This is a genomic window from Chitinophagaceae bacterium (assembly GCA_016717285.1).
In the GTDB taxonomy this organism is placed as follows: domain Bacteria; phylum Bacteroidota; class Bacteroidia; order Chitinophagales; family UBA10324; genus JACCZZ01.
The window spans coordinates 859,930-886,826 of sequence record JADKFU010000004.1 but is presented as its reverse complement, the minus strand read 5'-3'; the positions used below and the strand labels follow the sequence as shown (position 1 = coordinate 886,826).

Below are 26,897 nucleotides of genomic sequence, written 5' to 3'. Positions count from 1 at the left end.
GAAAATGACTCAGGAATAATGACGTTTTTACAGGTTTAAAAAAAATTGCTTTTTGGAACAACAACTTTTTTATCACAATCATCCTACAGAGCATCTTCCATTATTTCATCAACCTTTTTGGCTGGATGCAGTAGCGCCTGGGGCGTGGGATGTGGTGCTGATAGAACAAGAAGGTAAGCTGGTAGCTTCTGCGCCATTTGTTTGGAAGAAGAGTTTATTGGGTACCGAAATCATCATGCCAAAGCTCACCCAGTTTCTCGGGCCGAACATGGTGATGCAACAGGGAAATTACAGAGAACGTCTTGAAAAGGAAATGCAGTTGCATGAACAAATTCTCAAACGCTTTTCTGCACACGATTCTTTTTTACAACGCTGGCATTTCAGTTATCAGAACTGGCTCCCGTATTATTGGGCTGGATACCACCAAACAACACGTTACACGTATGTGCTGGATGATATTTCTGATTTAGAAATTTTGCGAAAGCAGTTTAGTGATAAGGTGAAAAGAGAAATCAAGAAAGCTGAAAATAATTTTATTGTTCAAAGAAGTGATGATGTGAGCGGGTTTTATGAAATGCTTGCACTTAATTTCAAGGGAAAAGGAATGAACATACCGTTTGATGCACCACTGCTTCAAAGAATTTATAAGGCTTGCAAAAAGAATAATGCAGGAGATATCTGGTTATCAAAAGATGCCAAAGGAAAGATTGCCGGTGGAATATTGGTTGCGTGGGATAAACAAAGCGCGTATTACATCATCGGCGGAAAGAACGATGCGTTTGGCAATGCAGGTGTTATGAGTCATCTTTTCTGGAAATGTTTTAATGATTTGAATGGCATTGTAAAGCAGTTCGATTTTGAAGGGTCCATGCTTAAAGGAGTAGAAAATTATTTCCGCTCATTCGGCGCCGAGCAAAAAGGTTACTTCGAAATATCAAAAATAAATTCTGCAATGCTTTCAATGAAAGCCGGATTGCGAAAGCAGTTCAGGAAATAGATGGTGATACCAGCAATTCTTTTGCAAATTCCGGATAGTTCTTGCCGGCATTATATTGTTCTTCCCACGTTTTGCGGGCATTCCTTCTGAATTCCATTATTTCTGTTTCACTTTTTGAATGGAAATTTTGCAATGCAACCGCTACTTCTTCAGGCAATGGATTCGGAGGTAATAAGATGCCATTGACCTCGTGTTTCACAATTTCCGGAACACCACCTACCGCAGTTGCCACCACTGGAATACCAGCTGACATGCATTCCATCATGCTCACTGGAACTCCTTCCAATGGGCTCACATTAATCAGCAGATCAAAAGGAGTGGAAGCATATAACCGGGCCAGCTGATTGTGATTTAAATTTCCGGTAAGATGAACATGAACTGATGGAATACCGGATATCAGTTCCTTTACCATTTTTTCATAATATTCTTTGTCATGCATGGCATCTCCGACATGAAACCATTGTACTTCTAGTCCGGTAATGATACCGAGTGACTTTGCCAGCAGCTCGATTCGCTTGATGGCATAATTATAACCAATGCTAATGATTCTAATGACTGTTGCTTTTTTCCTATAGGAAATGCCCGGCATTTCAAAACAACCCAACCAGGAAAGGCTGCAGCGATCAAACTTAAGTGAAGGAAATCTTTGCTGAATATATTTCAATCCGAAAGATGAAACAAAAAAAATACGGTTCAAGCTGTTGAACTTAATCTTTTGAAACGGAATATAATTCATCGCATGCCTTTCATCGTAAATTTCAAAAGCATGTGCACGTGAGCATGCATTGATTGCCGGATATTTTTTTTTCAGCAAGGCGAGTGCAACAGCAGACAGGTCGTTCCAATAAGAATAGAGGTGAATTGTGTATCCTCTATCGGCATACTGATCGATTATCGGGATAAGATTTCGCTTCAGATCAGTTGAAATGAGCAAAGACCCGAATATGTTTCGATACATAGCAAGGGAAGGTAGCCGCTTGAAATTTATTTTAATAAACTTAATCTCGGCGCGCAATACTTTCCAGTCAATTTGTGTAAGCGCTTTCAGTTTTCCTGAAATTGAAATCTTAAATGGAATCCGAATAATCTTCACATTCAGTGGCAGTGTCCGGGTTTGTTCTTTGAAATGAGATCGGGGAACAATAATCACTTCATCTACCATTTCACTGAGCACCTTCAATTCATCTTCGAGGTGATCATCTCCAATTCCAAATGGAAAAGAATGAGTTATGCAGATGAGTAGGGTTGGAGCAATTGGAGAAGACATGAATTGGTATTGGTAAAAACAGAAACCTCACGATAAAAAAAGTACACAACAAAATTATTATAACCTATCATCTCTGTGCCTCCCATGACTTCGTGATAACAATTTCAAAAAAGTATTTTTCAAAAAGCGTGGAAAAGTATAAAAAAATTTCGCGCACCATTGAAAAACACCTCCGTAATTTTAGTCAACTTTCAATTATCTTTCACAAATTTTTTTCTGAGAGGATCGTTGCAGGCAATTTGTAATAATCATGGACAAACAGAAAGTACTGATCATTTCTTATTTTTTTTTTCCATGCAACCTGCCCGGTGCCCACCGGACTTTTTCATGGGCAAAACACCTTCATGAATCCGGTCTCTTGCCCATTGTTGTCACACGTAATTGGGACCGGCCGCTAAAAAACAGGAATGACCTTTTTATGCCAACCGGCGAATCGGTAATTCACAAAGTGGAAGATGGATATGAAGTTTATTACCTTCCATTCAAAGGTGGTATCAGGGACATGGTTCTCAACCGATTTGGTGAAGACAAAATGATATTGCTAAGAAAGGCATTAACCTACTTTGAATTAATTGCCCAGAATTTTACTACGCGTCTGCTCGCGTTCCGGAATTTTTATACGTTTTCCCGGCAATTGATTTCAAATGATCCTTCTATAAAAATCATTATCACTTCAGCTATGCCATTTGCCTTGTTCAGCATTTGTCATAAGCTGCACAAAAAAACCGGTCTTCCATGGATTGCCGATTACCGCGATGACTGGAATACCACTTCCTGGACATCCAATTACAATATTCAAAGTCACATTACCGGTAAAAGATCAATTGCCGACAGTATATTGGCTTTCTTTGATACCAAGAGTGAAAAGCGATGGCTTTCTTCGGCCAGCATGGTGACGACGGTTTCAAAATACTATGTAAATAAGATTTCCAATTATGTGTTACGTCCAGCCAGAGTCATCTATAATGGTCATGATATTGACCAAACAACTTTGAAAGAGAAGACCAACAATAAGTTTACCGTCAGTTATATCGGCACGCTGTACTGGAAGCAGCGCATAGAAATATTTTTTGACGGAATGGCGAAAGCAATCGCTGAATTAAAGACAAACGAAATCGAAATAATTTTTGCCGGTACAGGATATGATCTTCAGCAATGTGAAAGAATAAAGAAATATGTTGCAGCAAAGAATATTCCTGTCACCATTACCGGTTGGTTGAGTGAACAGGAAGTGCTTGATATCGTTAACTCCTCCCAGCTGTTGTTGAGCATTTCATACGATGGTGTTAAAGGAGTAATTCCCAGCAAAGTTTTTAACTACCTGGCCTTCCGGAAACCTGTGCTGCTTTGTCCTTCAGATCATGATGAGCTGGAGGAAGCGCTGACTGCATCAGGATTAGGCATCATAGCAAATGATGCCGAAAGTTGCAGTAGAAAAGTTGTGGAAGTTTATAAAAACTATATGGCAAATCAAACGACCATCCACGCGAACCAGGATTTAATTGATAGTTTTTCACGGCGCAACCAGGCAAAAAAACTGGGTTCCATTATTCACACCATTATCGGTTCTGCATAGCATATGAAAAATGTTCTTTCCTTTCTGCTACGGAATTGCGGAGTCGCTTATGTACTTCGAAAAAATAAAAAGGACACTATTACCATACTTTGTCTACATCGCGTTTCGAATGAATTGAATCATGTTTGGGCGCCATTAAAAATTAATATTTTCCGTTCACTCATGGCATATTGTAAAAAGCATTATGCCGTGATTCTGCCCTCACAGTGGAATGAAAAAACAGCACTTCCCAAAATGGTGATTACTATTGATGATGGTTTTCATGATTTTATGGAATATGCATTGCCGATTCTCGCAGATAATAATTTGCCGGCTGTTCACAATGTGCTAATTTCATCCATCATCAATAATCAGGTGAACTGGACTTACCGCCTTAACCTGATTGTGGAAGATCATTTAAAATCGAAGAAAAATTTTTCACTTACGGAATACATGATACCATACCGCATGATCGTAACCCAGAACAACGCTCCTAAAGTAGCATTGGAGACAATGTTATTATTGAAAGATTTGCCTTTGCCTCAAACAGAAAAGATATTATCGCAACTTGAACAATTCTGCGAAAGCGATCTCTATTATCCGAAAATGATGAATGAAAGTGATTTAAAATCCTGCGAAGCTGCCGGCATTGAGATCGGATCACATGGATGGACGCATATATTACTAAAGGGTTCGTTGGGCGCGGAAATCTTAAAACATGAAATCGTTGAATCAAAAATAGCACTCGAAAAAATGCTCGGGCATGAAGTGGAATGTTTTGCATTTCCCGCTGGTCAGTATGACAATGAAGTGGTTAATTATACACGGCAAGCAGGTTACAAATATATATTTGCAGCCGGCGATCAGTTTTTTCACCCAACGAATACTGATACAGTACCTGTATTATTTCCCAGGATTACCCCTTCCGCAGGCAATATCGATATGAATATTTTGAAAATAGAAAGTTTGAATTTGCTTCTCAAAAACAAACTGTCGGCTCATGGACAAGAATAAAGAAGTGTATGAGAACCATAGGATTTCAGCCCGTTACTTCGGATGGCATTGGATGTTTCCCCCGGAAAAGAAATTTCTGCAAACACTTCGTGAAAAGCAAGCACCTGTGAGCATGCTTGATGTAGGTATCGGCGGCGGCAGGACAACTCATTCTTTTGCGCCCAGAGTAGAGCATTATACAGGCATTGATTATTCAGGTGCGATGATCAGTTATTGCAAACGGAAATTCAAGTCTTTAAAAAATGTGGAATTGTTCGAGATGGATGCGAGAGATTTATCTGCTTTTCCTGATGAAAAATTCGACATTGTTCTATTCTCCTTTAATGGAATCGATTGCGTGGATTATGAAGGAAGGAATAAAATTCTTTCCGAATTCAGGCGGGTATTGAAACCAGGCGGAACGTTATTGTTTTCTTTTCATAATGTCAGGCACCTGTATAATTTATACTCTTTTCAAATGCCACGAAATCCATTTACGATTCCGTGGGAGCTGAAAAGAATAAAAATGCTCCACAAGCTGAATGGTCCTCCAAGCCAGTACGTAGGCAAAGAAATATTTTCAATGTATGATGGCGCAGATAATTTTCATACGCTTATCTTCTACCTATTGCCGGAAAAACAATTGCATGATCTTCGTCGTACCGGATTTGAATTAATGCAATGGTGGGACCTTGCATCAGGCAAAACAATTGAATCCGATCAGTTGATTGATACTGCTATTCCGTGGATATTTGTCCAGGCGCACAAATTATGATGTATAAGTACCACTTGAAGGACGGCTTGCCGGACGAAATTTTTATGCCGGTAAAAAATATCTTCGATCAATGTAACCATCGTTTTTTTTACCAGGATCCCGAATGGCTTCGTATGGAGCCGGACAAAAAGAAACTGCTTATAGTAACAGATTCTTCAAATAGTATTATCGCTTATGCTGCATTGGAAACAAAGAAACTAAGAACCATTCATCTTTCATTTGGGCCTGTAACTTTGAATGAGGACGACTTGCCGGAAATCATTGCCGGCATGGCAAAGTGGTTGAAAGAACAAGGATGGTGGAGACTTACCATACAGCTTGCAATTCCTGTTATTCATGGTGGAGATCATATCGTAAGCAAAACCCGGGAGCTGGCTTTTTTTCGCCAGTCAAGCAATCTCTTCAACTGGAAAAGCTGGTGGCTGGCATTGGATCAGGAACCTGAGCAACTCATGAAATCCTTCAGCCATCATCATTTAAAAAGTGTGCGGCAAGGATTGAAACAACCAATAACATTCCTAGAAGCCACCACAGATGAACAGGCGCTTATGCTTGCATCATTGTATATTGAAATGTACCGCAAGCGGAAATTGCCCGTGAATGAAAATGATACACGGCAACTTTTTTCAGCAGTCAATAACTATATTCAACAACATAAGAAAGGTATCATGCTCGAAGCGGTGCTCGATGGTCGGACGGTTGGAGGTATCGTGATAATTTTCCAGGGAAACACAGCGTACTATTATCTTGGAGTAACAACCATCAGCTACAAGAGAAGTATTCCAATCCTTTATGCTGCGTTTTTTCATGTGATGGCCTATTGTCGCAAATCCGGAATCAGTACGCTTGATTTTGGCGGCATTGCAGTTGCAAGTAAAGAAGGGGAATCACTCCACAATATCAACCGTTTCAAAATGGGCTTTGGAGGAAATGCAGTTAACTATCCGGGGCTAATGGTATTTGACCTTAATCCATTGATATCGCGCAGCATTGAAAAAGGAATGCAATGGAGAAATCAATTCAGGAAATGGAAGGAACGGAAATGAATCAGGATGATACTTTTTTTTTGAAAAATCCGTTTCTCAATAACTTAGAATTTCTAGGATAAATTACTTTTCTGTTTTGAACTGAAAATGTGAATTTATTCATTCCAATGTCCCAGCTTCAAACCGGTCATCATCTGCAGCTCATCATTATAAGGTTTGAAAAATGCCGTCAGCTCACCCAAAATCTCAGGTGACATTGGAGGAAGTTTCGCAATGGTATCTCCTGTATTTGCCTTGAAGAGCCAATCACGTATCTTGAGAAATGTCTTCGTCGGCAGTATTTTCTTTGCGATGATTTTAAGCGGATTCTCATTATTCATCAACCAAATTAAAAACCTGCCCATCTTCTTTGATCGAGCTTTTTTTGTGGGATTATGAATCACCGTAGTATCAACAACTATCGAATCATTAACTTCAAGTCGTCTGAACAGCCGCGCACAAACCGCTGAAGGATCCGACTTCAATTCATCAAATAATATAATCTGCACCTGTTGTTTTGGGAAAAAGCGGAGTATTTTTTTTAAATGCTCCGAATACAAACCCAGTTCTATAAAAAGGCGGAACATCTGATCCTTTTCTCCTTTACTGAAATTAGTTAACGAGGTTGAAATAGCAGACCAGGGTTTGGTATACCAACCGCTTTCCCGCTCCATATTGTACGACGAATAGGCCCGCTCTATAGGATTGCGAATGATCAACACAATAAGGCAATCAGGGTTGTGCTCATACAGTCTCGTGAGAGCTTCTTCATTCTCATACAGACTTGCATTTTTTGCTATTATTTTTTTTGCTGAATGCGAAAATGTTTCAGGAAAATACTTTTTAAATGCATGTTCAAAGCCTTCCAGATATTCCTCGTCATTCGCGAAAAAAGCAAACTCGGTGAGGTTATGAGTGATAAGTGACGGATGTTTCCCTAAATAATTTTTTAGTGAAGTGGTAGCTGCTTTTTGCGCACCGACAATCATCAGATCAATTTGTCGCATGGATGATTTTGCAGATTAAGAATAGTGCGTGCCTTTTATTTAAGCTTTATTCAGGAGTTTAATATAATCACAAACTTGCGATAATTAGTACATTAGTCGCTCACTTTCCCCAACTTCTCATGTGCGGCATTGCAGGCTACTTTGCACCTCATCATTCATTCGGCGCAAACGTGCTCGAACAGATGACCCGTTGCATGGCACATCGTGGTCCCGATGCAGAAGGATTTTTCCGGGATGAAAATGCAGGTCTGGGTCACCGTCGTTTAAGCATCATTGATGTTTCGAGTGATGCCAATCAACCCATGTCGTCGCACGATGGTCGCTGGGTAATGATATTCAATGGCGAGGTATTTAACTTCCGAGATATCGCAAAAGATCTTTCCGTTTCCTGGCGAACACAATCAGACACCGAAGTGATGTTGGAAGCATTTAGTAAATGGGGACCTGAAGCAGTGAAAAAATTCAATGGCATGTTTTCGATTGCATTGTATGATGTGCACGAAAAAAATATGTACCTCTTTCGCGATCGTATCGGTGTTAAGCCTTTGTACTATGCCCTTTTCGAAAATACAGTATTCTTCGCATCAGAATTAAAAGCACTCACCCTTCCCAAAGAAATCCGAACACAGCTTCAAACAGACAGGGAAGCAATCGCTTTATACTTACAGCTCGGATATATCCCACAGCCCTATACAATCTGGCAGCAAGTAAAAAAATTTCCTTCTGGTTGTTACTTAAAAATAACTGAAACAACACAGGAATTTACAACGTGGTGGAAGCCGCAGGATGCCGTTCATTCAGAGGTAATCAAAGACGAAGAGCAGGCTAAAAAACAATTACACGAATTGCTTTCCAGTGCTGTAAACTATCGGCTCATCAGTGATGTTCCTTTCGGAACATTTCTCAGCGGCGGCATTGATTCATCACTCATTACGGCACTTGCTCAACAAAACAGCGCAACCAAAATCAACACCTTTACCATCGGATTCAAGGAGGAGCAATACAACGAAGCTGCACATGCAAAAAAAATAGCAACCTTCCTGCATACCGATCATCATGAACATATAGTAACGTATAAAGATGCGATGAACCTGGTAGAGGAAGCGATGGATATTTATGATGAGCCGTTCGCAGATTCTTCCAGCATTCCCACGTTGCTGATTTCTAAATGGACCCGGCAACAGGTGAAGATGGTGCTTACAGGTGATGGTGGTGATGAATTATTTATGGGATATGGAATGTATTATTGGGCAAAATTGCTGAACCGGCCATTGGTTAAATTCGCAAGGGCTCCGATTGCTTCAGCTCTTTCGGTGATGGGCGAAAAATACAGGCGCATCTCCTGGCTTTTCCGTTTCAATGACGACCAGAATATTCAACAGCATATCTTTTCACAGGCGCCATATTTTTTTACGGAAGAGGAAATTAAAGGCCTCATGAAAGCTCCCAGTTTATTGGCTTCACTGCCGGTTTTTACAAGCCAGGTAAAACGTACACTATCTCCGGAAGAGCAGCAATCTTTTTTCGATTTACAATATTATTTGAAAGATGATCTGCTGGTAAAAGTAGATCGTGCCAGCATGAAGTACGCGTTGGAATGTCGCACTCCGTTTCTCGATTACCGTGTTGTTGAATTTGCATTGAATGTTTCGCAACAGCTGAAGATGAGCAGGAATGCGCTGAAAATTTTGCCTGCTAAATTGTTGAGTGACCTGTTACCAAAGGAATTATTTAACAGACCCAAACAGGGTTTCTCCATTCCGCTTTTAAAATGGATGCTTCACGAATGGCGCTATCTTATTGATGATTATCTTTCGGAAGAAACGATCCGGGAGCACGGCATCGTGAATGTACCTGAAGTGGAAGCAATGAAGAAGAAATTCTTTGCAGGTGAACATTATCTTTATAATCGTCTCTGGAACCTGATCGTATTACATCGCTGGTTTCGTCAACATTCGCAATCGTGATGAGTGAATCTTTACATAAGCAGTGTTTGATCTGCAACCACCCGAAGCTCCAGATACTTACACGATACGCAGTGCATCATCTTGTGAAGTGCAGTAACTGCGGTTTCGTTTTTGCAAACAGCATTCCTTTAGAATCAGAATTGGTTCATCATTATGAAGGATATGGTCGCAGGAATTACTTGTCACCCATCACTGTAAAGCGATATCATGAATTACTGAATCGTTTTGAAAAATTCAGAAGCACACGGAAGCTGATAGATGTAGGATGTGGCATTGGATATTTCTTGGAAGTTGCAAAGGAACAAAACTGGAATGTATATGGAACAGAATTTACAGATGAAGCGATACGCATTTGCCGTGAGAAAGGAATCAATATGCAACAGGGAAAATTAAATCCGGCCAACTATGAAGCGACATCTTTTGATGTAATTACTTCGTTTGAAGTATTGGAACACATTAACAATCCACGTGAAGAAGTGCAGCACTTTCATAGGTTGCTGCGCCAGGGAGGCGCAGTGTACATCACCACGCCCAACTTTAATTCACTGTCACGGATTTTTTTAAAGGAAAAATGGAATGTGCTGGCTTATCCCGAACATTTATGCTATTACACGCCCGCTACACTTCAGCGGCTGTTTACTGAATCCGGCTTTTCGTTGCTCAAAATAGAAACTACCGGCATCAGTATTACCCGGGCTAAAACGAGCCTGAAAATTTCCAATCAATCTTATATCTCTGAAACATCGGATGATGAAAAATTTCGGCGCACCCTGGAATCCAATTCTCTAATGAGAAGCATCAAATCTGTAACGAATAAGCTACTTACTTTTTGGGATGCCGGCGACAGTATCAAAGCAACCTTCATCAAAAAATAAATGGGAAAGCGGGTTTTGTACATATCGTATGATGGAATGACGGATCCGCTCGGGCAATCGCAGGTAATTCCCTATTTGAAAGGATTAAGTCTCTTGGGTCATCAGGTTGCGATTGTAAGTGCTGAGAAGAAGGAATCGTTTTTGCAACTGGGTCAAGCCATCCAAAAAATATTGACAGCAGCTAATATTGAATGGCGACCTGTTCTTTACTCAAATGCTTTTCCGGGGTTTTCTGCCTATGCAACTTTTCGACGACTTAGAAGAAAAGCAATTCAGCGACAGCATAAAAATCCATTCAACATTGTTCATTGCCGCAGTTATATACCTGCACTGATTGGTATGGAATTAAAAAAAAGATCAGGGTTGAAATTCATTTTCGACATGCGTGGATTTTGGGCTGATGAACGCGTGGAAGGTGGGATCTGGGATCTGCGAAATCCATTGTATCGAAGTGCATTTCAATTTTTTAAAAAGAAAGAGCGGGAATTTCTCAGCGAAAGTGATGCAGTGATTAGTCTTACTTCAGCTGCGAAGGTTGAGATATTATCATGGAATGAATTGAAAATTAATTCCGGTAAAATCAGCGTAATTCCCTGTTGTGCCGACCTAGATTTTTTTTCAGAAAAAAATACCGATCTGAAAAAGCAACAACAACTTCGCGATGAACTGGGCATTCAGGCCGCTGATTTTATCCTATGCTATTCAGGATCTACAGGCACCTGGTATTTATTGAATGATATGTTAAAATTCTTCCGCTGTCTACTTGATGAAAAACCAAATTCTAAATTTCTCTTCATCACTCCGGATGAAAAGGAAAAAATTGTTTCAGCTGCCACTGCTATCGGTATTGAAAAATCAAGCATCATCGTTGTTTTTGCAAAAAGAGATGCAATGCCCTTGCTGTTGAGTTTAAGCCATGCAGCAATCTTCTTCATTAAAAATTCGTTCTCAAAAAAAGCTTCTTCCCCAACAAAAATGGGTGAGTTTATGAGCATGGGAATTCCAATAGTTTGCAATGATGGCGTTGGTGATGTGGGAACCATCATGAGTACTTGCAATGCCGGCATCCTGCTTCCTAACCTCGAAGATGCTTCGTTGAGAAATGGTGTAAAGCAAATATTGACTTCCTCATTCCCAAAAGAGGAGATTAAAGATGCGGCCATGCATTTTTATTCACTCAAACAAGGCGTCAAACAATACGACGAAATTTACTCTTCTTTGTAGTGGAACATGCCAATACCCCAAAAGAAAATACTCTTTATCGGCCCTCACCGGCCTAACAGAAACGGCAGTCAGCGCTTCAGGATGGAACAGTATTTTCCGTACCTGGAAGAACAGGGTTTTATCTGCGACTACTCCTGGTTCCTGGAAGAAAAAGAGGATCGTATTCTTTACAGTCCGGGAAATGCATTTGGAAAACTTGGTGTTTTTATGAAGGCAGTAATCATACGCTTACGCGATGTGCTCCATGCCAACAGGTACGATATCATTTTTATTCAGCGGGAAGCCCTAATGACAGGATCTGTTTTTTTCGAACGGCAATTTTCACGTTCCGGCGCAAAAGTAATTTTTGATTTTGACGATGCGATCTGGCTTGAAGACACTTCTGAGGCGAATAAGTCCATGGCCTGGCTGAAGCGTCCTTCGAAAACTGCTGATATTATTAAAGCATCAAATTTGGTGATTGCTGGCAATGAATTCTTAGCTGATTATGCACGGCAATTCAATAGCGCTGTCGAAATAATACCCACCGTGGTGGATACTTCTATCTACGTTCCGGAAAAAAAACCTGCAACAGAACGCATATGTATCGGGTGGAGTGGAAGTAAAACCACTGTAAAACATTTTTCCCTGATTGTGCCCGTTTTGAAAACGCTGAAGGAAAAATATGGATCGCAAATCTTTTTCAGGCAAATTGGTGATAAGAATTTTACGGCAGCTGGTCTTTCAATTGAAAGTTCAGACTGGAAACTTGAGGGCGAAGTAGATGAATTAAACAGCATTGATATTGGGTTGATGCCACTGCCGGATGATGAGTGGTCTAAAGGTAAATGCGGTTTTAAAGCTATACAGCTCATGGCCCTCGAAATTCCATCTGTAGTTTCTCCGGCAGGAGTGAATAAAAAAATCATACAGCATGGCGAAAATGGCTTTTTAGCTTCTGATACTGAAGACTGGATAAAATGTATTTCTGATTTAATTGAATCTTCTTTACTTCGGGAAAGGATAGGTGCATCAGCACGAAAAAGCGTAGAAGAAAAATATTCTGTAAAATCACAATTCCCGCGTTTGCTTTCTATACTTTACTCTTTGACAGGTATAACTAACTAAGGAAAAAAGCAGTTCGCATTTTTAATTTTGGGAGAATTCTTAAACACTGAAAAATGAGAAAATATTTACCGGTAAAACATTTTTCAGGATCTTACTATTTTATGATTTTTATGCTCATTGTGGTTATAAGGACTTTATTCACCTTATTTTATCCATTAAACAGTTACCAGTTTTTTGCGGCTGATAGCAATGAATATGTCGGGCTCGCAAATAATATTCTTTCCTTCAACTTCAACTTTGATATCGGCCGTTTTATCCGTTCACCGCTTTATCCCTTTTTTATTGCGCTACATAAAATTATTTTTCAGAGCTACTGGCAAAATGCCCTTATCGCATCTCAAATATTATTGTCTGGTTTTACAGGAATTTATCTTTGCCTGATTAGCAAAGAGCTTTTTAAAAATGTGCCTTCGATAGTAATAACCGGCCTTTTGTATTCGATTTATCTTCCCGTTTTTTATTATGTCTATTCATTTACTTCAGAAACAGTATACATGTTTTTCAATGTGGTGTCGATATATTACCTTCTTCGATTATTGAAAGAAAACAGAGCAAAGCATTTGATAGGATATGGAGTAAGCTTTTCACTTGCCTACTTAACGAGAGCAGAAATCCTCCTCTTTGTACCATTTGTCGTGTCGCTTATTTTTTACGCTTACAGAAAGAATTTTTATGATGCTTTTAAAATTTCCTGTTCGGTATTTATCATTTGGTTTTTAATGACCTTACCGTGGGCGCTTGTGAACGAAAAGATTCATCATTCCTATATCACTTCAAGCAATGGTGGCAAATATGTATTTTATCTTTCAAATTCACGGCTTGGTTACGCAGACATTGTAGAAACTCCTGCAATAGGTTCTCCGGGATATGATGCACTGCTTAACAATTATAATTTTTATAATTCCGACTATGATTCCATCATCAACCTGGCATCCAATATTAAACAGGACGCCTTTTTTCTCTCGGCAATCCGGTGGATAGGCAACAATCCGGATAAATTTATAAAAGTGAAAATATGTAACCTGTTGAACTTTTTTTTACCTGGTCTTACTTTAAATCATCACTCCTTCAAGGACCGGCTGATCATGTTTATTTTCACACTTCCGTTTCATGCTCTATTCTACCTTGGATTATTCCAGGCTATACGATCCGCAGGCATTATTCCGCACCTCTGGATTTTATTTTATTTCGCATGCATGTGTGGATTTTTAACGCTGTTTCTGTACTCCGCACGTTTCAGGGCCTACGGGCTTGAAGTGTATTTCCTTATTTATTCTTCTTACGCAATCACAAATATTATTCAACATTCGAAGAAACTGGTAGCGGCGTAATTATTTGATTTTGCCCCTGACGCATCCTGGTTTTGAGCGGGTGTCTTTTTTTACTGTATCCCCGCAGCTTATTTCTACGAACCTCATTAACATGATTCAGGATTACAAGTCCTGTAAGAAAAAAAGGGATGCATGGAATTTTATACCGAACAAGAGCTCCAAAATTATAGGATGTAAAACCTACCGCAAACGCAAATAAAATGGAAAATGAAAAGCAGAAGAATACATCAGCGTTCGTAAAAATTGCACCCATGGTTTGCTTAATGCCATTTCGTACAAATATGTAAATGGTAAAACCCATAATAAAAATACTTTCGAGTGCAGCCATCAGCATTACCGGGTTGTCAGCTTCCCAGAGGTAAGGTCTGAAAAGGGTTACATTGACAGCCGCCGGGAAAGTCTTAGCAATACTTTGCCAGCTATTATCATTTACTCCAAGGCTATATCCCGAGGCATGCTCGCTTTCCGCCAGATGGGCGTGCCATTGCTGAAATGATTCGGCAGTATCAAGCACATTCCCCAGCGAGAACTTAGAAATTTCATTTCCCAGTTGTACAACGAGCAGATATCCAAATGCCAGTGCAATGAAAAATACCCCAGGACCAATAATCACTCTGAGAAATTTATTACTGATGTGATTTCTGTAGGTAAGTATAACCCACATCAATAAAGAAGGTATGAGACTGATAATAATGTATGCCTTTACCTGAAGGGCAATATATCCGGTGAAAAAAATGATTACGCTATTGATGACTATATTTTTGCGCCGGAGGAAAATGCTATAGGAGGAATAAGTGATCCATCCCAGGCAACCGAATGTGATGCTGTCCTTTAAAATGCCGGAACCCCAAAAGAAAACAGATGGAACAAACAATATGCTGTAGGCGAGTGGTTTCGTTAAGTTAGGATGTAGCTGAACAAATGTTCTGAGCAATGCCCACGCTCCTGTAAATGATAAAACGGAAATAAGGACGGCCATTACAGGATAAGAATGAAAGGACAAAACACTTAAGACGCCGTAAATCCTGTCTGCCATCCAGGTAGATGGATCCCGGAAGTAGCTTAGCCCATATGTGTATTCATAGGTATCAGGTGTTATTGTTTTAGCGGGAAGGAAAAGTAATTTGAAAAAAGTGCTAAAAGAATCATTGATGGAATTATTAAAAACCTGAGAATCCCGAAAATAATAGGAAGTGTCTCCACCATCGTAATAAAAGACATAAATAAACCCGACTCCCAGTCCTCCCATAATTTTTACCATCATCCCCGGGATAAAATATTTTTTCAACGGTGACTGATTATAAACAAAATTGCGATACAGATAGGCAAAAATCAGGATGATGACCAAATAGATGGGCAGCAGGAAAACATCCTGCAGGTAAAACATCTTTATATTTTCTCCCTTAAACATGCTGCACTAAAATTAGGAAAATGAAAATTGAGCTGCACAAATGAAAGCTTTAATATATAGTGTATCTTATATCATCCTACTCAGCTCTACTACATCAAGGAAGCATCCGGAATTTTGCAGAATTTTTTCAAATCTTCATTAATCGTTCTGCCGCTTTTTCCAGGGTTTCATTTTCTTTCGCAAAACAAAACCGCAACATCTTCCTGTCTACAGCATGATGATAAAACACTGACGTAGGAATAGCTGCCACGCCAATTTCTTTTGTTAGGCGCATGGCAAACTCGGTGTCTTTCTCATTGCTGATTCCTTTGTAACCCAACATCTGAAAGTAACTTCCGGAAGCAGGTTTTGCTTTGAAACGGGAACCCTCCATCAACTTTAAAAAGTAGTCGCGCTTTGCTTCATAAAATTCGCGAAGCCCCAAATAGTGCGACGGATCTTTCATCATTTCAGTAAAAGCATATTGAATGGGTGTGTTGGCAGAAAATACAATGAACTGGTGCGCCTTGCGAAATTCCCGCATCAGTTCTGCAGGTGCCAGGCAATAGCCCATCTTCCAACCCGTGTTGTGATATGTTTTACCAAATGAAAAAACCACGAAGCTGCGTTCCGCGAGTTTCGGATACCGCATTACACTCTGATGTTCATTGCCATCGAAGATAATGTGCTCATACACTTCATCACTCAGGATAATGATGTCTGTATTCTGAGTGAGCTTCTGCAACTGCTTCATGTCCTGAACAGTCATCACCATGCCACTCGGATTCTGCGGCGTATTGATGATGATCATTTTCGTGCGCTGATTGATAAGTTTTTTCACATCGTTCCAATCAATCTCATAGGAAGGCGGTTCGAGCTCCACATAAATCGGCACACCGCCATTCAGTTCAACAGAAGGCGCGTAACAATCATAGGCAGGTTCAAAAATGATCACTTCATCATCTTCTTCCACCACGGCTGTAATCGCTGCATAGATCGCTTCAGTACCGCCGGCCGTAACAGTGATTTCTTTATCAGCATCATATTTTGCCGAATATATTTTTTCAACTTTCTCCGCAATCGCTTCACGCAATGGAAGGATGCCGGCCATTGGTGCATATTGGTTCAGTCCCTTCCGCATGAATTGCTCCACCAGTTCAATGAGCCTTTCGTCACACAAAAAATCAGGAAATCCCTGCGAAAGGTTGATGGCATTGTGTTCATGCGCCAATGCTGACATAATGGTAAAAATGGTGGTGCCCGTTTTAGGCAGCTTCGACTTTATGTGAGAAGGGTAAACAGGCATATAGAAATTTCAATTGACTTTAAAAATTAATTCACAGGTTGCTTTGATTGGTATTTGCTGAATCAGCCATCTATTTAATGCAGTGCTAATTGTGATACCCGGAAACTCTTTTACTTCCTTTCAGGTGCAGCATCAACAAAATGCAAACATTTCTTTGATGCAGGAAAAAATTATGGTGATCAGGAGGGAATTATCTTTCTTTGCTTCCGTCACCATTCTTTTCCTGACTGCAAGTTAAAATACGGGGAACGATCTGCACAATGATTTTTATTCTTCTCTTCTCTTCGCTCCTGTATTGGTCTCCTGAATCAACCGTTGGGTATAGCCCTATTGATTCAAATGCTGCTGGTTATGAATGGTGGGATCAATGGCTGAAGAAAAATGTGTCAGCCACAGGCGAAGTGAACTACAAAAACATGAAGCCCGAACTTGGAACACTTCGGTCGTTCACCGCCGGCCTTGGCAAGAGTGAACCTGCTGTCACCGCGACCAAAAACGAACAGTTAGCGTATTGGATCAATCTGTATAATGCTGCCACCATTCAACTCGTTCTTGAACATTACCCTTTGAAAAGCATTCGTGATATTGCCAATGGCAAACCGTGGGATGATGCTTTTATTTCAGTTGGTGAAAAGAAATACGCATTGAATAACATTGAAAATGATGTGTTAAGAAAAAAGTTTACTGATCCACGTATTCATTTTGCTATTAACTGCGCTTCCAAATCATGTCCGAAGCTATTGAATGGCGCGTATCTTCCTGATAAGCTTGACGTACAACTGAACAGTATGACGAAATTATTTATCAATGATGCTTCAAAGAATAAAATAACGGCCACTCAGATTGATATTTCTGAAATCTTTAACTGGTATCAAAAAGATTTCATACAAAAGGGCAGCGTGATTAATTTTTTGAATGAATGGTCAGCAACCCGGATTTCCGCCACTGCTTCCATCCATTATTTAAATTATGATTGGAGTTTAAACGAAGCACCATGAAAAAGCACGATAGTTTATTGATGATTTTTGTGAAAAACCCGGTTCCCGGAAAGGTGAAAACCCGGTTGGCAAAGACAATGGGTGAAGAGAAAGCACTTGAAATTTACCGGCAACTGCTTGACCACACTCATAAGGTAACGCAAAAGCTGGCCGTTGATAAGATTGTTTTTTATTCCGATGAAATAATTGCGGATGATATCTGGGAAGAAAATGTCTTTGATAAAAAAGTGCAGGAAGGCAGTGATCTCGGCAAACGAATGACGAATGCATTCAAATATGCTTTCAGCAAAGGCTACCGCAAAGCGATTGTGATCGGCAGCGATTGTTTTGACATCACCCCAAAAATAATTAACGAAGCATTTGCGGCTTTGCCTGCGAATAACTTTGTAATTGGTCCATCACATGATGGTGGCTACTACCTCCTTGGCATGGCCACGTTGTATGCGGCTGTATTTAAAAATAAAAGATGGAGCTCAGATGAGGTATTCCATGATACGCTTGTCGACATTCGCAACATCAACGGCTCGTACAAGTTACTGAAGGAATTAACTGATATAGATACGGAAGCAGATCTTGATTCGGTAAGAAATATCGCCTCCTGAAATTACAAAAGAGAACTTTGCTGAAATTTAATTTTTATCCAGCGGCATTTTTCTGAGTCCATAATGGGAAAATTGAGAGCTCCGATTTTTCCTGAACAATCAAATTCAATTTACGGATGAACTTGTTAGAACAATTAAAGGAAACAGTGCATTTTATCCAATCAAAAAATGTAACCGACCCTCAGGTGGGTATCATTTTGGGAACAGGCCTGGGAAATCTCGTCACACGAATAAACAAGGAAGTTGAAATTGACTACCGTGACATTCCGCATTTTCCCCTTTCCACCGTGGAATATCACAAAGGAAAAATGATCTATGGCACTCTGGGCGGAAAAAAAGTAGTGGCTTTACAGGGAAGATTTCATTTGTATGAAAACTATTCGATTCAGCAAATCACCTTTCCCGTAAGGGTATTGAAACAACTTGGCATTCAACAATTGCTGATCTCCAATGCTGCAGGCGGATTGAATCCTGCTATAAAAAAAGGATCGCTGATGATAATTGATGACCACATCAATATGCAGCCATTTAATCCCTTAACAGGAAAAAACCATGAGGAATTAGGACCACGCTATCCGGACATGAGTTGTCCCTATGATGCGGCGATGATTAGAAAAATGGAACATTGTGCAGTGCAAATGAACCTCCCGCTTTATAAAGGTGTTTACGTGGCCGTGAATGGACCGAACCTTGAAACAAGAGCAGAATACCGCTTTCTGAGAATGATTGGCGCAGATGCTGTAGGCATGTCCACTGTGCCTGAAGTGATTGTTGCCAATCACATGTCGCTGCCGGTAGCCGCCGTTTCAGTAATTACTGATGAATGTGACCCTGATCATTTAAGACCGGTAAACATTGCTGAGATTATTGAAACAGCAGGAAAAGCAGAATTACATTTGACCAACCTCTTCGAAAATCTGGTGAAGGAGTTATGAAAGAAATGATGAAGAATTAATTGAAAATGGAAGAGGCAAAGCATCCGGATACTGCAATAAGAAAAAGAAAATACAACCAAACAACCTATACCAACAGATGAAAACCTATTACAATCCGGAAGACCTCAAAAAATTCAGTAACATTGGCGAGTTCGACAAACCACTGGCAGATAAATTTTTTAGCTGGTATGGTGATGTGTTTGCCGAAGGTGCTCTTACAGCCCGCGAAAAATCGTTGATTGCACTTGCCGTTGCACATGCGGTTCAATGTCCCTATTGCATTGATGCCTATTCGGAAGATACACTTGCAAAAGGTTGCACTGAAGAACAGATGATGGAAGCTGTGCATGTTGCAGCAGCCATTCGTGGAGGTTCGTCCCTTGTTCATGCAACACAGATGATGAATAAGGTGAAGGAATTAACGATGTGAGGGAATAGTGAGTAGCGAGTCATTGGTCATTGGTCGTTAGTCCTGAGTCGTTAGTAATTGGTCATTAGACATTAGTTCACTAGTCAGTCGTAGTAATAGTGAATTGTTAGCTGGACAACAGAAAACTCACAACAGTCAACAAACAACAGTCAACACACATTGTCTCATGCATACATCGGCACATCAAATCATCGGCACATCATTTTAAATCCATTTTCAAATACCATCAATGAAATCTTTACTTGCGCAGCACCATGAACTTTCACAATCCGGCCGGCAGTTACAATTGCTGGATGAAGTGGTGCAGTCTGCTGCAATTACCCCTTTTAAAGAAAAACTGAAAACGTTGGGATTTTATCCGCTAAAACCAACGGGCATTGACATATTGCAGATAAATGTGGGCAAGTTGTGCAATCAAACCTGCAAACATTGTCATGTAGATGCCGGGCCGGATCGCAAAGAGATCATGTCAAGGGAAACGTTGGAACAATGTCTGGAAGCAGTGCGTACCTCAGGTATTTCAACAGTGGATATTACCGGTGGCGCTCCTGAATTAAATCCGCACTTCCGTTGGTTTGTTAAAGAGTGTACGCAACTCGGTGTTAAGGTGATGAATCGTTGCAACCTCACTGTCATTTTTTCCAATAAAAAATACAATGACCTGCCGGAGTTTTTCGCTGAGCATAAGATAGAAGTCGTGAGTTCGTTGCCCTTTTACAATGCAGACCGGACAGATAGACAGCGTGGTGAAGGCGTATTCGCTGCCTCTGTAAAAGCAATGAAGTTGCTGAATGCGGTAGGCTATGGTAAAGCAGCAAGTGGGCTTATATTGAATCTTGTGTATAATCCAACAGGTGCATTTCTTTCATCTGGACAACAGGTCCTGGAAGCACAATTTAAAAAAGTGCTGCATGAAGAATTTGATGTCGTATTCAACCATTTATTCACGATTACCAATATGCCTATCAGCCGTTTTCTTGATTTCCTGATCACAAGTGGCAATTATGAATCTTATCTGGAAAAATTATTAGCCGCATTCAATCCGGCAACGGTGAACGGATTAATGTGTCGCAACACACTTTCCGTTAGCTGGGATGGTTATTTATATGACTGCGATTTCAACCAGATGCTCGATCTGAAAATCGGTGAAGGTGATGCCATGCACATTAAAAATTTAGATCTCAATTATTTAAACCGTCGCGAAATTATCGTCTCTCAGCATTGTTATGGCTGCACTGCCGGTGCAGGTTCCAGTTGTGGCGGTGAAGTGGTGAAATAGTTCCTATTGGTCCTCATTTTTATCAGTGCGCCCGATTAAATTCATTTGTTCAGGTTTATAGATATCAATTAATAAGTGGGCACTGCGAAACCCAAATAAATTATCCTCCAGAAAACCATTTCGCTCATTCATCCTCAATTCATAAATTTACCATCTTCATCAATATTCAATTTGTAAGATGGCAACTACCATAATAAAAGAGCTGGGAGATAAAATTCAACAGGAGAGCACCTTTGTTGATTCATTGAGAAATGAATTGGGTAAAGTAATAGTAGGTCAGCAATACATGGTGGACCGTCTCATACTTGCATTACTGTCTAACGGGCATGTTTTGCTGGAAGGTGTTCCAGGGCTCGCTAAAACACTTGCTATAAAAACGCTTGCATCGGCCATACGAGCTAAGTTTAGTCGCATTCAATTTACACCTGACCTCTTACCGGCTGATGTGTTAGGCACCATGATCTACAACCAGCAAAAAAATGAATTCACCGTAAAGCAAGGTCCCATTTTCGCCAATTTGATTCTGGCAGATGAAATCAACCGTGCTTCCGCGAAAGTGCAGAGTGCATTGTTGCAGGCCATGCAGGAACGACAGGTAACTATCGGCGAACACACCTATTCGCTGGAAGAACCCTTTCTCGTTTTGGCAACTCAGAATCCATTGGAGCAGGAAGGAACCTATCCGTTACCGGAAGCGCAGGCTGATCGTTTCATTATGAAAGTGATCATGAGCTATCCCGAAAAAGAAGATGAACGATTGATCATTCGTCAGAATATTGCAGACGATCCAATAATCATTCAACCGGTTATCTCACCGGCTGATATATTGCGCGCCAGGCATTTGGTGCGTGATGTGTATATGGATGAAAAAATTGAACAGTACATTATCGATATTGTTTTTGCCACCCGGAATCCTGCTGAATATAAGTTACCGAAATTGAAAAATCTGCTGCGTTATGGCAGTTCGCCGCGTGGCAGTATTAACATTGCGCTGGCTGCAAAATCCCTTGCTTTCATGCAGCACCGTGCCTTTGTAATTCCTGACGACATAAAAAATGTCTGCCTAGATGTACTCCGTCATCGTATTGGCATCACCTACGAAGCGGAAGCTGAAAATGTAACCACCGATGAGATCATCCGTGAAATTATTCGCACGGTCGAAGTGCCTTAGCAGTGGAGGTGAGGACTTGGACTTAAGACACAAGATGTCAAAAAGCAGACACAACAACATAAACTTTTCAAACATTTCAAACCCTTCGGACTTTTACTGTGGAAACCACTGAACTCTTAAAAAAAGTCAGGAAAATAGAAATCAAAACAAAAGGCCTCGTCAGTCAATTGTTTTCCGGTGAATACCACAGTGCTTTCAAAGGCCGCGGCATTTCGTTCAGTGAAGTACGCGAATACGAGGCAGGGGATGAAATTCGCTCCATCGACTGGAATGTGACTGCACGTATGAATCATCCTTATGTTAAAGTATTTGAAGAAGAACGCGAACTGGCAGTGATACTGATAGTGGATGTCAGCCGGTCATCCATGTTCGGCACACAAAGCCAGTTAAAGCGTGACCTGATTACAGAAGTGAGTGCAGTGCTGGCAAATTCAGCAATCCGCAACAATGATAAAGTGGGTGTCATTCTTTTCAGCGACAAGATTGAAAAATTCATTCCACCCAAAAAAGGAAACTCACATATTTTACGCATCATCCGGGAGCTTGTTGACCTTATTCCCGCTTCCAAAGGAACCAATCTTACAGTGGCACTCAATTACCTCAACAATGTGATCAGGAAACGCAGCGTGGTGTTTTTGTTGTCTGATTTTATGACTGACAATTATGAACCGATGCTTCACATCGCAGCCCGCAAACATGACATAATCGGCATTCACGTTTTTGATCATGGTGAAACTGTACTGCCGGAAATGGGATTGCTACAGGTACAGGATGCCGAGACTGGAAAAATTAAATGTATTGACACTTCAGGCGGTACCATAAAAAAACAGTATGCAAAAAAGTATGCAGACCATCTGCAAGCAGTTACTTCCACTTTTCAGAGAAGTGGTATTGATTATGTGAGCATCAATACACATGACAATTACATTCGTGCATTAATGATGCTGTTTGAACGAAGAACCAAAAGAATATAAATCATATCAATCATCCGGACTTGAGGAGTACGATCAGCATAAAATATTGGTTCACTGCAATGTTCATCGTTGCTCCATGCCTGCTCCTACAAAGTCAGTCTATTCGCATCACTGCTACACTTGATTCAACTAATTATCCGGTTGGTGACTGGATCAACATTCAATTATCCGCTGAACATTCTTACAATACGAAGATGTTGTGGAATATTCCGGTGATGATCAATTCGGTACACTTTGAAAAACTATCTGAATCAGCAATCGATTCCATTCAACAAAAAGATTTTCTCACTGAAAACAGAACCATCACCGTTACTTCTTTCGATACAGGTGTATTGCTTATTCCTCCGATTGCCAGTTATTTCCTGGAAAACGGCATAACCGATACTGTGATTACTGAACCGTTATCGGTTTATATTACTTCAGTTGCAGTAGATACAACAGCAACTGTGCGCCTGATAAAACCACCGTTTTCAATCGCTACCGCGAAACCAAATCTTTTGTGGTACCTCATTCCGCTTCTTTTTTTACTGATTCTCATCATTGCAGGTTGGTACTTCCTGAAAGAAAAAAAACGAAAAACTGTTCATTCCGCTTTACAAGACATGGATACAAGGTTACCTCACGAAAAAGCGGATGATCTCCTGCGTAAACTCGAAATGGACAAACCTTGGGAACACAAACGTATCAAGCAATTCTACGTTGAAATCACACAAATACTCCGTGAATATATGGAAGCAGGTCTTGGCTTGCCTGCACTCGAAAATACAACGCATGAAATTATTACCTCACTTCGGAAAAAATCCATAGACGAAAATTTATTGCAGCAATTAAATGAAAATCTTCACGTCGCCGATCTTGTGAAATTTGCGAAAGCAGAGCCAGCCGAAACAGTTCATCTTCATATGCTGGATACCGTAAAAGAATTTGTGCAAAAAACAAAACCGGCAACGTTGAGTACGGTTCAGGAGGAACTTCAAGCATGATCCAATTTGCAAACCCTGAATGGTTTTGGTTACTCAACAGTATTCCACTATTGACTGTTTGGTACATCTGGAGACACAAATCACAACAGCCATCGCTGCAATTTTCCACTACCTCGTTTTTTCTGAATGCGCCGGGCACACCCGGACTATACTTGCGGCACAGTTTATTTTTCTTGCGGATGATTGCATTCGCCGCATTGATAGTAGCGCTGGCAAGGCCACAAACTGTCCTCTCAAAAAGCATCCTGGCAAGTGAAGGTGTTGACATTGTGATGGCTATTGATATTTCAGGCAGCATGCTGGCCCGTGACTTTGTTCCGAGCCGTTTGGAAGCTGCAAAAAAAGTGGCGAACAATTTTATTGCGGGGCGTCCCAACGACCGTATTGGCGTTGTGTTTTTTGCAGGTGAAGCCTATACCGGCTGCCCGGTTACCATTGATCACAATGCATTGCAACAGATTATTACTACCGTAAAAACAGGATCAGTTGAAGACGGAACAGCGATCGGTTTGGGATTGGGAACGGCAGCCAATCGCCTGATGGAAAGCACCTCCCCCGAAAAAATTATTATCCTCGTAACGGATGGCGAAAACAATGCAGGAACCGTTAAACCACTTGAGGCTGCGCAATTGGTAAAATCATTGAACATACACACCTATTGCATTGGCATTTTTTCACTTGCTTCAGAAAATAAACCGGCTACCACACATGACAGCACCTACATAGCCATCGGTGGTCCTACTGCAGAAACAACCTTGTTACAGATTGCTGAAATTACAGGAGGAAAATATTTCCGTGCCGGTAATGAGAAATCACTTCAACAGATTTACCATCAAATTGATGCACTGGAAAAAACCAAAGTAGATGTAACCACTTTTAACCGTTACACTGACCAATTTTTACTGCTTGCAATCATTGCAGCGATTGCACTAGTGGCAGAAATAATATTGCGTTACACTTATTTCCGGACAGCACCTTGATGGAAATTACCCAACCATATTATCTCTTTGCATTGCTGCTGATTCCGGTAGCGGTTTTATTCTTTATACGTTACCGAAACTGGAGGAATAAGGTTTTGCTGCAGTTCGGAGAACAGGAATTGGTGACACAATTAATTCCCGGCAACAGCATTATTCGCCCTGTACTGAAGCTCAGTTTACAACTCACTGCATTTGCGCTCATCATCTTCGGGCTTGCCAATCTTCAATCGGGAAGCTCCAGTCGTACCATTCATCACGAAGGTATTGACCTTGCCATTGTGCTCGACGTTTCCAACAGCATGCTGGCAACCGATGCAAAACCTGACAGGTTAGAAGTTGCTAAAAAATTTGCAGCGCAACTGATTGAGCAAATGCCGGAAGCACGTATCGCTCTTATCACCTTTGCCGCCGTTCCCGTTCTGCAAACACCTCTTACCATTGATCACAGCGCTGCACAATTATTACTCAACACCATCACAACTGATGCTGTGCCTGAACAGGGAAGTGATATTGGTGCAGCTTTGCAGGAAGGCATTCAGGCACTTCCGGAAAATCTGCAACACTATCGCGCCATAGTGTTGATCAGCGATGGAGAAGATCAGGAAGAAGCGCTGAAACAGGCAATGGAGACCGTTGAAAAAAACCAAATAGTTGTTTGCACCGCAGGCATTGGCAGTGAAAGCGGAACGACTATTCCGGTTACCGAAAATGGAATAACAACAGAAAAGAAGGATGAACAGGGAAATTTGGTAATCACCAGGTTCAATCCGGAAGTACTAAATGCGATCGCGAAAAGCAGCAATGGCATTTTTGTCAAGCTGACTTCAAGAGACAATGAAGCAGTACGTAAGATGGTGCTTCACCTGGATGCCATCAACAAAAATAAATTTGATGAACAGTTACTGGTACAATATGAATCTAAGTTTCAATGGTTGCTGCTTCCTGCTTTGCTCTTACTCTTCATTGATTTGCTGATCAGCAACAAAAAAATAACCTGGTTTAGAAAACGAAAACCTTTATGAAGATAAATCTGAAAAATTGTTACCCTTTTTTGTTGCAGTTATCTTTGTTCATAATGTTTTCACATCCTGTTCAATCACAAACTGCGGAGCAATTTATTTACAAAGGAAATACCGCATACAATGCAGGCAATTTCTCTGAAGCACAGCATTTGTATCAACAGGCAATGGAAAATGATGCAGCCCATCAATTTCCTCAAATTCAATTCAATCTCGGAAATGCACTTTTTCAGCAAAAGAAATATCGGGAAGCCATTCAGCAATTCAGGCAGCTTGCAGATGCAAATGTGGAAACATCTTTAAAAGCAGCGTCCAGTTACAATGCAGGAAACAGTTATTTTGAACAAAAAAATTATGCCGCCGCGCTGGCAGCTTACAAAAATACCCTTCGGCTAAATCCACGCGATGAAGATGCACGTTACAATCTCACATTGGTGAATGCATTACTGGCAACTAAGCAAGTCTCAGATAAGTCTGCAGCACAAAAGCCAAAGGAAATATTTCAGCCACCACCTGCGCAACAACTTACACCTGAAGAACAACGCCGCTTACTGGATGAACTAAATGCCGCCGAAAATAAAACCATGCAACAACTACCTAAGAAGCTCCAGCAAAAAAAGAAAAACACGAAAGACTGGTAATACAGTGTAACTCATGCTTCACCATGAGCCTCCTTTCAATTATGCCAAAAATATTTTCCACGTATC

General features: G+C 40.6%; 25 protein-coding genes. 21 read left to right on the top strand and 4 right to left on the bottom strand.

The genetic code is table 11. The features are described 5' to 3' along the window. Positions 1 to 52: 52 nt before the first annotated feature. On the top strand, positions 53 to 997 hold the full coding sequence (locus IPO83_08835; GenBank protein MBK9731379.1) for a GNAT family N-acetyltransferase: 945 nt from the start codon (positions 53 to 55) through the stop codon (positions 995 to 997). On the opposite strand, the gene IPO83_08830 is transcribed toward IPO83_08835, so the two are convergent. Continuing rightward, the gene (locus IPO83_08830) at positions 987 to 2,264 is read right to left on the bottom strand and encodes a glycosyltransferase (GenBank protein ID MBK9731378.1); all 1,278 of its coding nucleotides are present in this window, start codon (positions 2,262 to 2,264) and stop codon (positions 987 to 989) included. The genes IPO83_08835 and IPO83_08830 overlap by 11 nt on opposite strands. Before the next feature lie 250 nt (positions 2,265 to 2,514). On the opposite strand from IPO83_08830, the gene IPO83_08825 reads away from it, so the two are divergent. The 4 genes from IPO83_08825 (at position 2,515) to IPO83_08810 (ending at position 6,633) form a co-directional block, all read left to right on the top strand. After that, on the top strand, positions 2,515 to 3,840 hold the full coding sequence (locus IPO83_08825) for a glycosyltransferase (protein ID MBK9731377.1): 1,326 nt from the start codon (positions 2,515 to 2,517) through the stop codon (positions 3,838 to 3,840). 162 nt (positions 3,841 to 4,002) lie between these two features. Then, positions 4,003 to 4,833 (top strand): polysaccharide deacetylase family protein, encoded by an 831-nt coding sequence (locus tag IPO83_08820; GenBank protein MBK9731376.1) that lies wholly within the window; start codon positions 4,003 to 4,005, stop codon positions 4,831 to 4,833. Next, on the top strand, positions 4,820 to 5,587 hold the full coding sequence (locus IPO83_08815) for a class I SAM-dependent methyltransferase (protein MBK9731375.1): 768 nt from the start codon (positions 4,820 to 4,822) through the stop codon (positions 5,585 to 5,587). Before IPO83_08820 ends, IPO83_08815 begins: the two co-directional genes overlap by 14 nt. Then, positions 5,584 to 6,633: a GNAT family N-acetyltransferase gene (locus IPO83_08810; GenBank protein MBK9731374.1), complete on the top strand. Its 1,050-nt coding sequence runs from the start codon at positions 5,584 to 5,586 to the stop codon at positions 6,631 to 6,633. Before IPO83_08815 ends, IPO83_08810 begins: the two co-directional genes overlap by 4 nt. 95 nt (positions 6,634 to 6,728) lie before the next feature. On the opposite strand, the gene IPO83_08805 is transcribed toward IPO83_08810, so the two are convergent. Next, on the bottom strand, positions 6,729 to 7,619 hold the full coding sequence (locus IPO83_08805; GenBank protein MBK9731373.1) for a sulfotransferase: 891 nt from the start codon (positions 7,617 to 7,619) through the stop codon (positions 6,729 to 6,731). Positions 7,620 to 7,738: 119 nt separating this feature from the next. On the opposite strand from IPO83_08805, the gene asnB reads away from it, so the two are divergent. The 5 genes from asnB to IPO83_08780 are packed head-to-tail and all read left to right on the top strand — an operon-like array spanning position 7,739 to position 14,123. Then, the gene (gene asnB, locus IPO83_08800) at positions 7,739 to 9,586 is read left to right on the top strand and encodes an asparagine synthase (glutamine-hydrolyzing) (GenBank protein MBK9731372.1); all 1,848 of its coding nucleotides are present in this window, start codon (positions 7,739 to 7,741) and stop codon (positions 9,584 to 9,586) included. Positions 9,587 to 9,612: 26 nt separating this feature from the next. Continuing rightward, positions 9,613 to 10,461 (top strand): class I SAM-dependent methyltransferase, encoded by an 849-nt coding sequence (locus IPO83_08795; protein MBK9731371.1) that lies wholly within the window; start codon positions 9,613 to 9,615, stop codon positions 10,459 to 10,461. Beyond that, complete coding sequence (locus IPO83_08790) at positions 10,462 to 11,685, top strand: glycosyltransferase (GenBank protein ID MBK9731370.1); 1,224 nt, start codon at positions 10,462 to 10,464, stop codon at positions 11,683 to 11,685. It begins immediately after the preceding gene. Between the two features lie 6 nt (positions 11,686 to 11,691). Then, on the top strand, positions 11,692 to 12,792 hold the full coding sequence (locus tag IPO83_08785; protein MBK9731369.1) for a glycosyltransferase family 4 protein: 1,101 nt from the start codon (positions 11,692 to 11,694) through the stop codon (positions 12,790 to 12,792). Positions 12,793 to 12,845: 53 nt separating this feature from the next. Further along, positions 12,846 to 14,123, top strand: coding sequence for a glycosyltransferase family 39 protein (locus tag IPO83_08780; protein ID MBK9731368.1), 1,278 nt, complete (start codon positions 12,846 to 12,848; stop codon positions 14,121 to 14,123). Here IPO83_08780 and IPO83_08775 read toward each other — a convergent pair. Beyond that, positions 14,089 to 15,534 (bottom strand): hypothetical protein, encoded by a 1,446-nt coding sequence (locus IPO83_08775; GenBank protein ID MBK9731367.1) that lies wholly within the window; start codon positions 15,532 to 15,534, stop codon positions 14,089 to 14,091. The two genes, IPO83_08780 and IPO83_08775, sit on opposite strands and share 35 nt — an antisense overlap. A gap of 127 nt (positions 15,535 to 15,661) precedes the next feature. After that, positions 15,662 to 16,819 (bottom strand): methionine aminotransferase, encoded by a 1,158-nt coding sequence (locus IPO83_08770; GenBank protein ID MBK9731366.1) that lies wholly within the window; start codon positions 16,817 to 16,819, stop codon positions 15,662 to 15,664. Positions 16,820 to 17,079: 260 nt separating this feature from the next. Between IPO83_08770 and IPO83_08765 the strand changes: the two genes are divergently transcribed. The 11 genes from IPO83_08765 (at position 17,080) to IPO83_08715 (ending at position 26,831) form a co-directional block, all read left to right on the top strand. Continuing rightward, positions 17,080 to 17,817 carry a DUF547 domain-containing protein gene (locus tag IPO83_08765; GenBank protein MBK9731365.1) on the top strand — a complete coding sequence of 246 codons (738 nt, stop codon included), beginning with the start codon at positions 17,080 to 17,082 and terminating at the stop codon, positions 17,815 to 17,817. Then, entirely contained in the window at positions 17,814 to 18,419 is a 606-nt protein-coding gene (locus IPO83_08760) for a TIGR04282 family arsenosugar biosynthesis glycosyltransferase (protein ID MBK9731364.1), read from the top strand. The genes IPO83_08765 and IPO83_08760 overlap by 4 nt, the downstream gene beginning before the upstream one ends. Positions 18,420 to 18,541: 122 nt before the next feature. Further along, positions 18,542 to 19,354, top strand: coding sequence for a purine-nucleoside phosphorylase (locus IPO83_08755; protein ID MBK9731363.1), 813 nt, complete (start codon positions 18,542 to 18,544; stop codon positions 19,352 to 19,354). A 97-nt stretch (positions 19,355 to 19,451) separates the two neighbouring features. Then, positions 19,452 to 19,784, top strand: coding sequence for a carboxymuconolactone decarboxylase family protein (locus IPO83_08750; protein ID MBK9731362.1), 333 nt, complete (start codon positions 19,452 to 19,454; stop codon positions 19,782 to 19,784). A 229-nt stretch (positions 19,785 to 20,013) separates the two neighbouring features. Then, positions 20,014 to 21,063 carry an arsenosugar biosynthesis radical SAM protein ArsS gene (arsS, locus tag IPO83_08745; protein ID MBK9731361.1) on the top strand — a complete coding sequence of 350 codons (1,050 nt, stop codon included), beginning with the start codon at positions 20,014 to 20,016 and terminating at the stop codon, positions 21,061 to 21,063. 178 nt (positions 21,064 to 21,241) lie between these two features. Further along, positions 21,242 to 22,234 (top strand): MoxR family ATPase, encoded by a 993-nt coding sequence (locus tag IPO83_08740; protein ID MBK9731360.1) that lies wholly within the window; start codon positions 21,242 to 21,244, stop codon positions 22,232 to 22,234. Between the two features lie 98 nt (positions 22,235 to 22,332). Next, the gene (locus IPO83_08735) at positions 22,333 to 23,208 is read left to right on the top strand and encodes a DUF58 domain-containing protein (protein MBK9731359.1); all 876 of its coding nucleotides are present in this window, start codon (positions 22,333 to 22,335) and stop codon (positions 23,206 to 23,208) included. A 59-nt stretch (positions 23,209 to 23,267) separates the two neighbouring features. Then, positions 23,268 to 24,191 (top strand): hypothetical protein, encoded by a 924-nt coding sequence (locus tag IPO83_08730; GenBank protein MBK9731358.1) that lies wholly within the window; start codon positions 23,268 to 23,270, stop codon positions 24,189 to 24,191. Continuing rightward, complete coding sequence (locus IPO83_08725; protein MBK9731357.1) at positions 24,188 to 25,171, top strand: VWA domain-containing protein; 984 nt, start codon at positions 24,188 to 24,190, stop codon at positions 25,169 to 25,171. Before IPO83_08730 ends, IPO83_08725 begins: the two co-directional genes overlap by 4 nt. Further along, complete coding sequence (locus IPO83_08720) at positions 25,171 to 26,193, top strand: VWA domain-containing protein (protein MBK9731356.1); 1,023 nt, start codon at positions 25,171 to 25,173, stop codon at positions 26,191 to 26,193. The genes IPO83_08725 and IPO83_08720 overlap by 1 nt, the downstream gene beginning before the upstream one ends. Then, positions 26,190 to 26,831: a tetratricopeptide repeat protein gene (locus IPO83_08715; protein ID MBK9731355.1), complete on the top strand. Its 642-nt coding sequence runs from the start codon at positions 26,190 to 26,192 to the stop codon at positions 26,829 to 26,831. Before IPO83_08720 ends, IPO83_08715 begins: the two co-directional genes overlap by 4 nt. The last annotated feature ends 66 nt before the right edge of the window (positions 26,832 to 26,897 follow it).

What these genes read in the sequence shown, in the direction of transcription:
- IPO83_08830 (MBK9731378.1), bottom strand. Translation starts at nt 2,264, where the DNA reads ATGTCTTCTCCAATTGCTCCAACCCTACTCATCTGCATAACTCATTCT.
- IPO83_08825 (MBK9731377.1), top strand. Translation starts at nt 2,515, where the DNA reads ATGGACAAACAGAAAGTACTGATCATTTCTTATTTTTTTTTTCCATGC.
- IPO83_08820 (MBK9731376.1), top strand. Translation starts at nt 4,003, where the DNA reads ATGGCATATTGTAAAAAGCATTATGCCGTGATTCTGCCCTCACAGTGG.
- IPO83_08815 (MBK9731375.1), top strand. Translation starts at nt 4,820, where the DNA reads ATGGACAAGAATAAAGAAGTGTATGAGAACCATAGGATTTCAGCCCGT.
- IPO83_08810 (MBK9731374.1), top strand. Translation starts at nt 5,584, where the DNA reads ATGATGTATAAGTACCACTTGAAGGACGGCTTGCCGGACGAAATTTTT.
- IPO83_08805 (MBK9731373.1), bottom strand. Translation starts at nt 7,619, where the DNA reads ATGCGACAAATTGATCTGATGATTGTCGGTGCGCAAAAAGCAGCTACC.
- asnB (MBK9731372.1), top strand. Translation starts at nt 7,739, where the DNA reads ATGTGCGGCATTGCAGGCTACTTTGCACCTCATCATTCATTCGGCGCA.
- IPO83_08790 (MBK9731370.1), top strand. Translation starts at nt 10,462, where the DNA reads ATGGGAAAGCGGGTTTTGTACATATCGTATGATGGAATGACGGATCCG.
- IPO83_08785 (MBK9731369.1), top strand. Translation starts at nt 11,692, where the DNA reads ATGCCAATACCCCAAAAGAAAATACTCTTTATCGGCCCTCACCGGCCT.
- IPO83_08780 (MBK9731368.1), top strand. Translation starts at nt 12,846, where the DNA reads ATGAGAAAATATTTACCGGTAAAACATTTTTCAGGATCTTACTATTTT.
- IPO83_08775 (MBK9731367.1), bottom strand. Translation starts at nt 15,534, where the DNA reads ATGTTTAAGGGAGAAAATATAAAGATGTTTTACCTGCAGGATGTTTTC.
- IPO83_08770 (MBK9731366.1), bottom strand. Translation starts at nt 16,819, where the DNA reads ATGCCTGTTTACCCTTCTCACATAAAGTCGAAGCTGCCTAAAACGGGC.
- IPO83_08765 (MBK9731365.1), top strand. Translation starts at nt 17,080, where the DNA reads ATGATTTTTATTCTTCTCTTCTCTTCGCTCCTGTATTGGTCTCCTGAA.
- IPO83_08760 (MBK9731364.1), top strand. Translation starts at nt 17,814, where the DNA reads ATGAAAAAGCACGATAGTTTATTGATGATTTTTGTGAAAAACCCGGTT.
- IPO83_08750 (MBK9731362.1), top strand. Translation starts at nt 19,452, where the DNA reads ATGAAAACCTATTACAATCCGGAAGACCTCAAAAAATTCAGTAACATT.
- arsS (MBK9731361.1), top strand. Translation starts at nt 20,014, where the DNA reads ATGAAATCTTTACTTGCGCAGCACCATGAACTTTCACAATCCGGCCGG.
- IPO83_08740 (MBK9731360.1), top strand. Translation starts at nt 21,242, where the DNA reads ATGGCAACTACCATAATAAAAGAGCTGGGAGATAAAATTCAACAGGAG.
- IPO83_08730 (MBK9731358.1), top strand. Translation starts at nt 23,268, where the DNA reads ATGTTCATCGTTGCTCCATGCCTGCTCCTACAAAGTCAGTCTATTCGC.
- IPO83_08725 (MBK9731357.1), top strand. Translation starts at nt 24,188, where the DNA reads ATGATCCAATTTGCAAACCCTGAATGGTTTTGGTTACTCAACAGTATT.
- IPO83_08720 (MBK9731356.1), top strand. Translation starts at nt 25,171, where the DNA reads ATGGAAATTACCCAACCATATTATCTCTTTGCATTGCTGCTGATTCCG.
- IPO83_08715 (MBK9731355.1), top strand. Translation starts at nt 26,190, where the DNA reads ATGAAGATAAATCTGAAAAATTGTTACCCTTTTTTGTTGCAGTTATCT.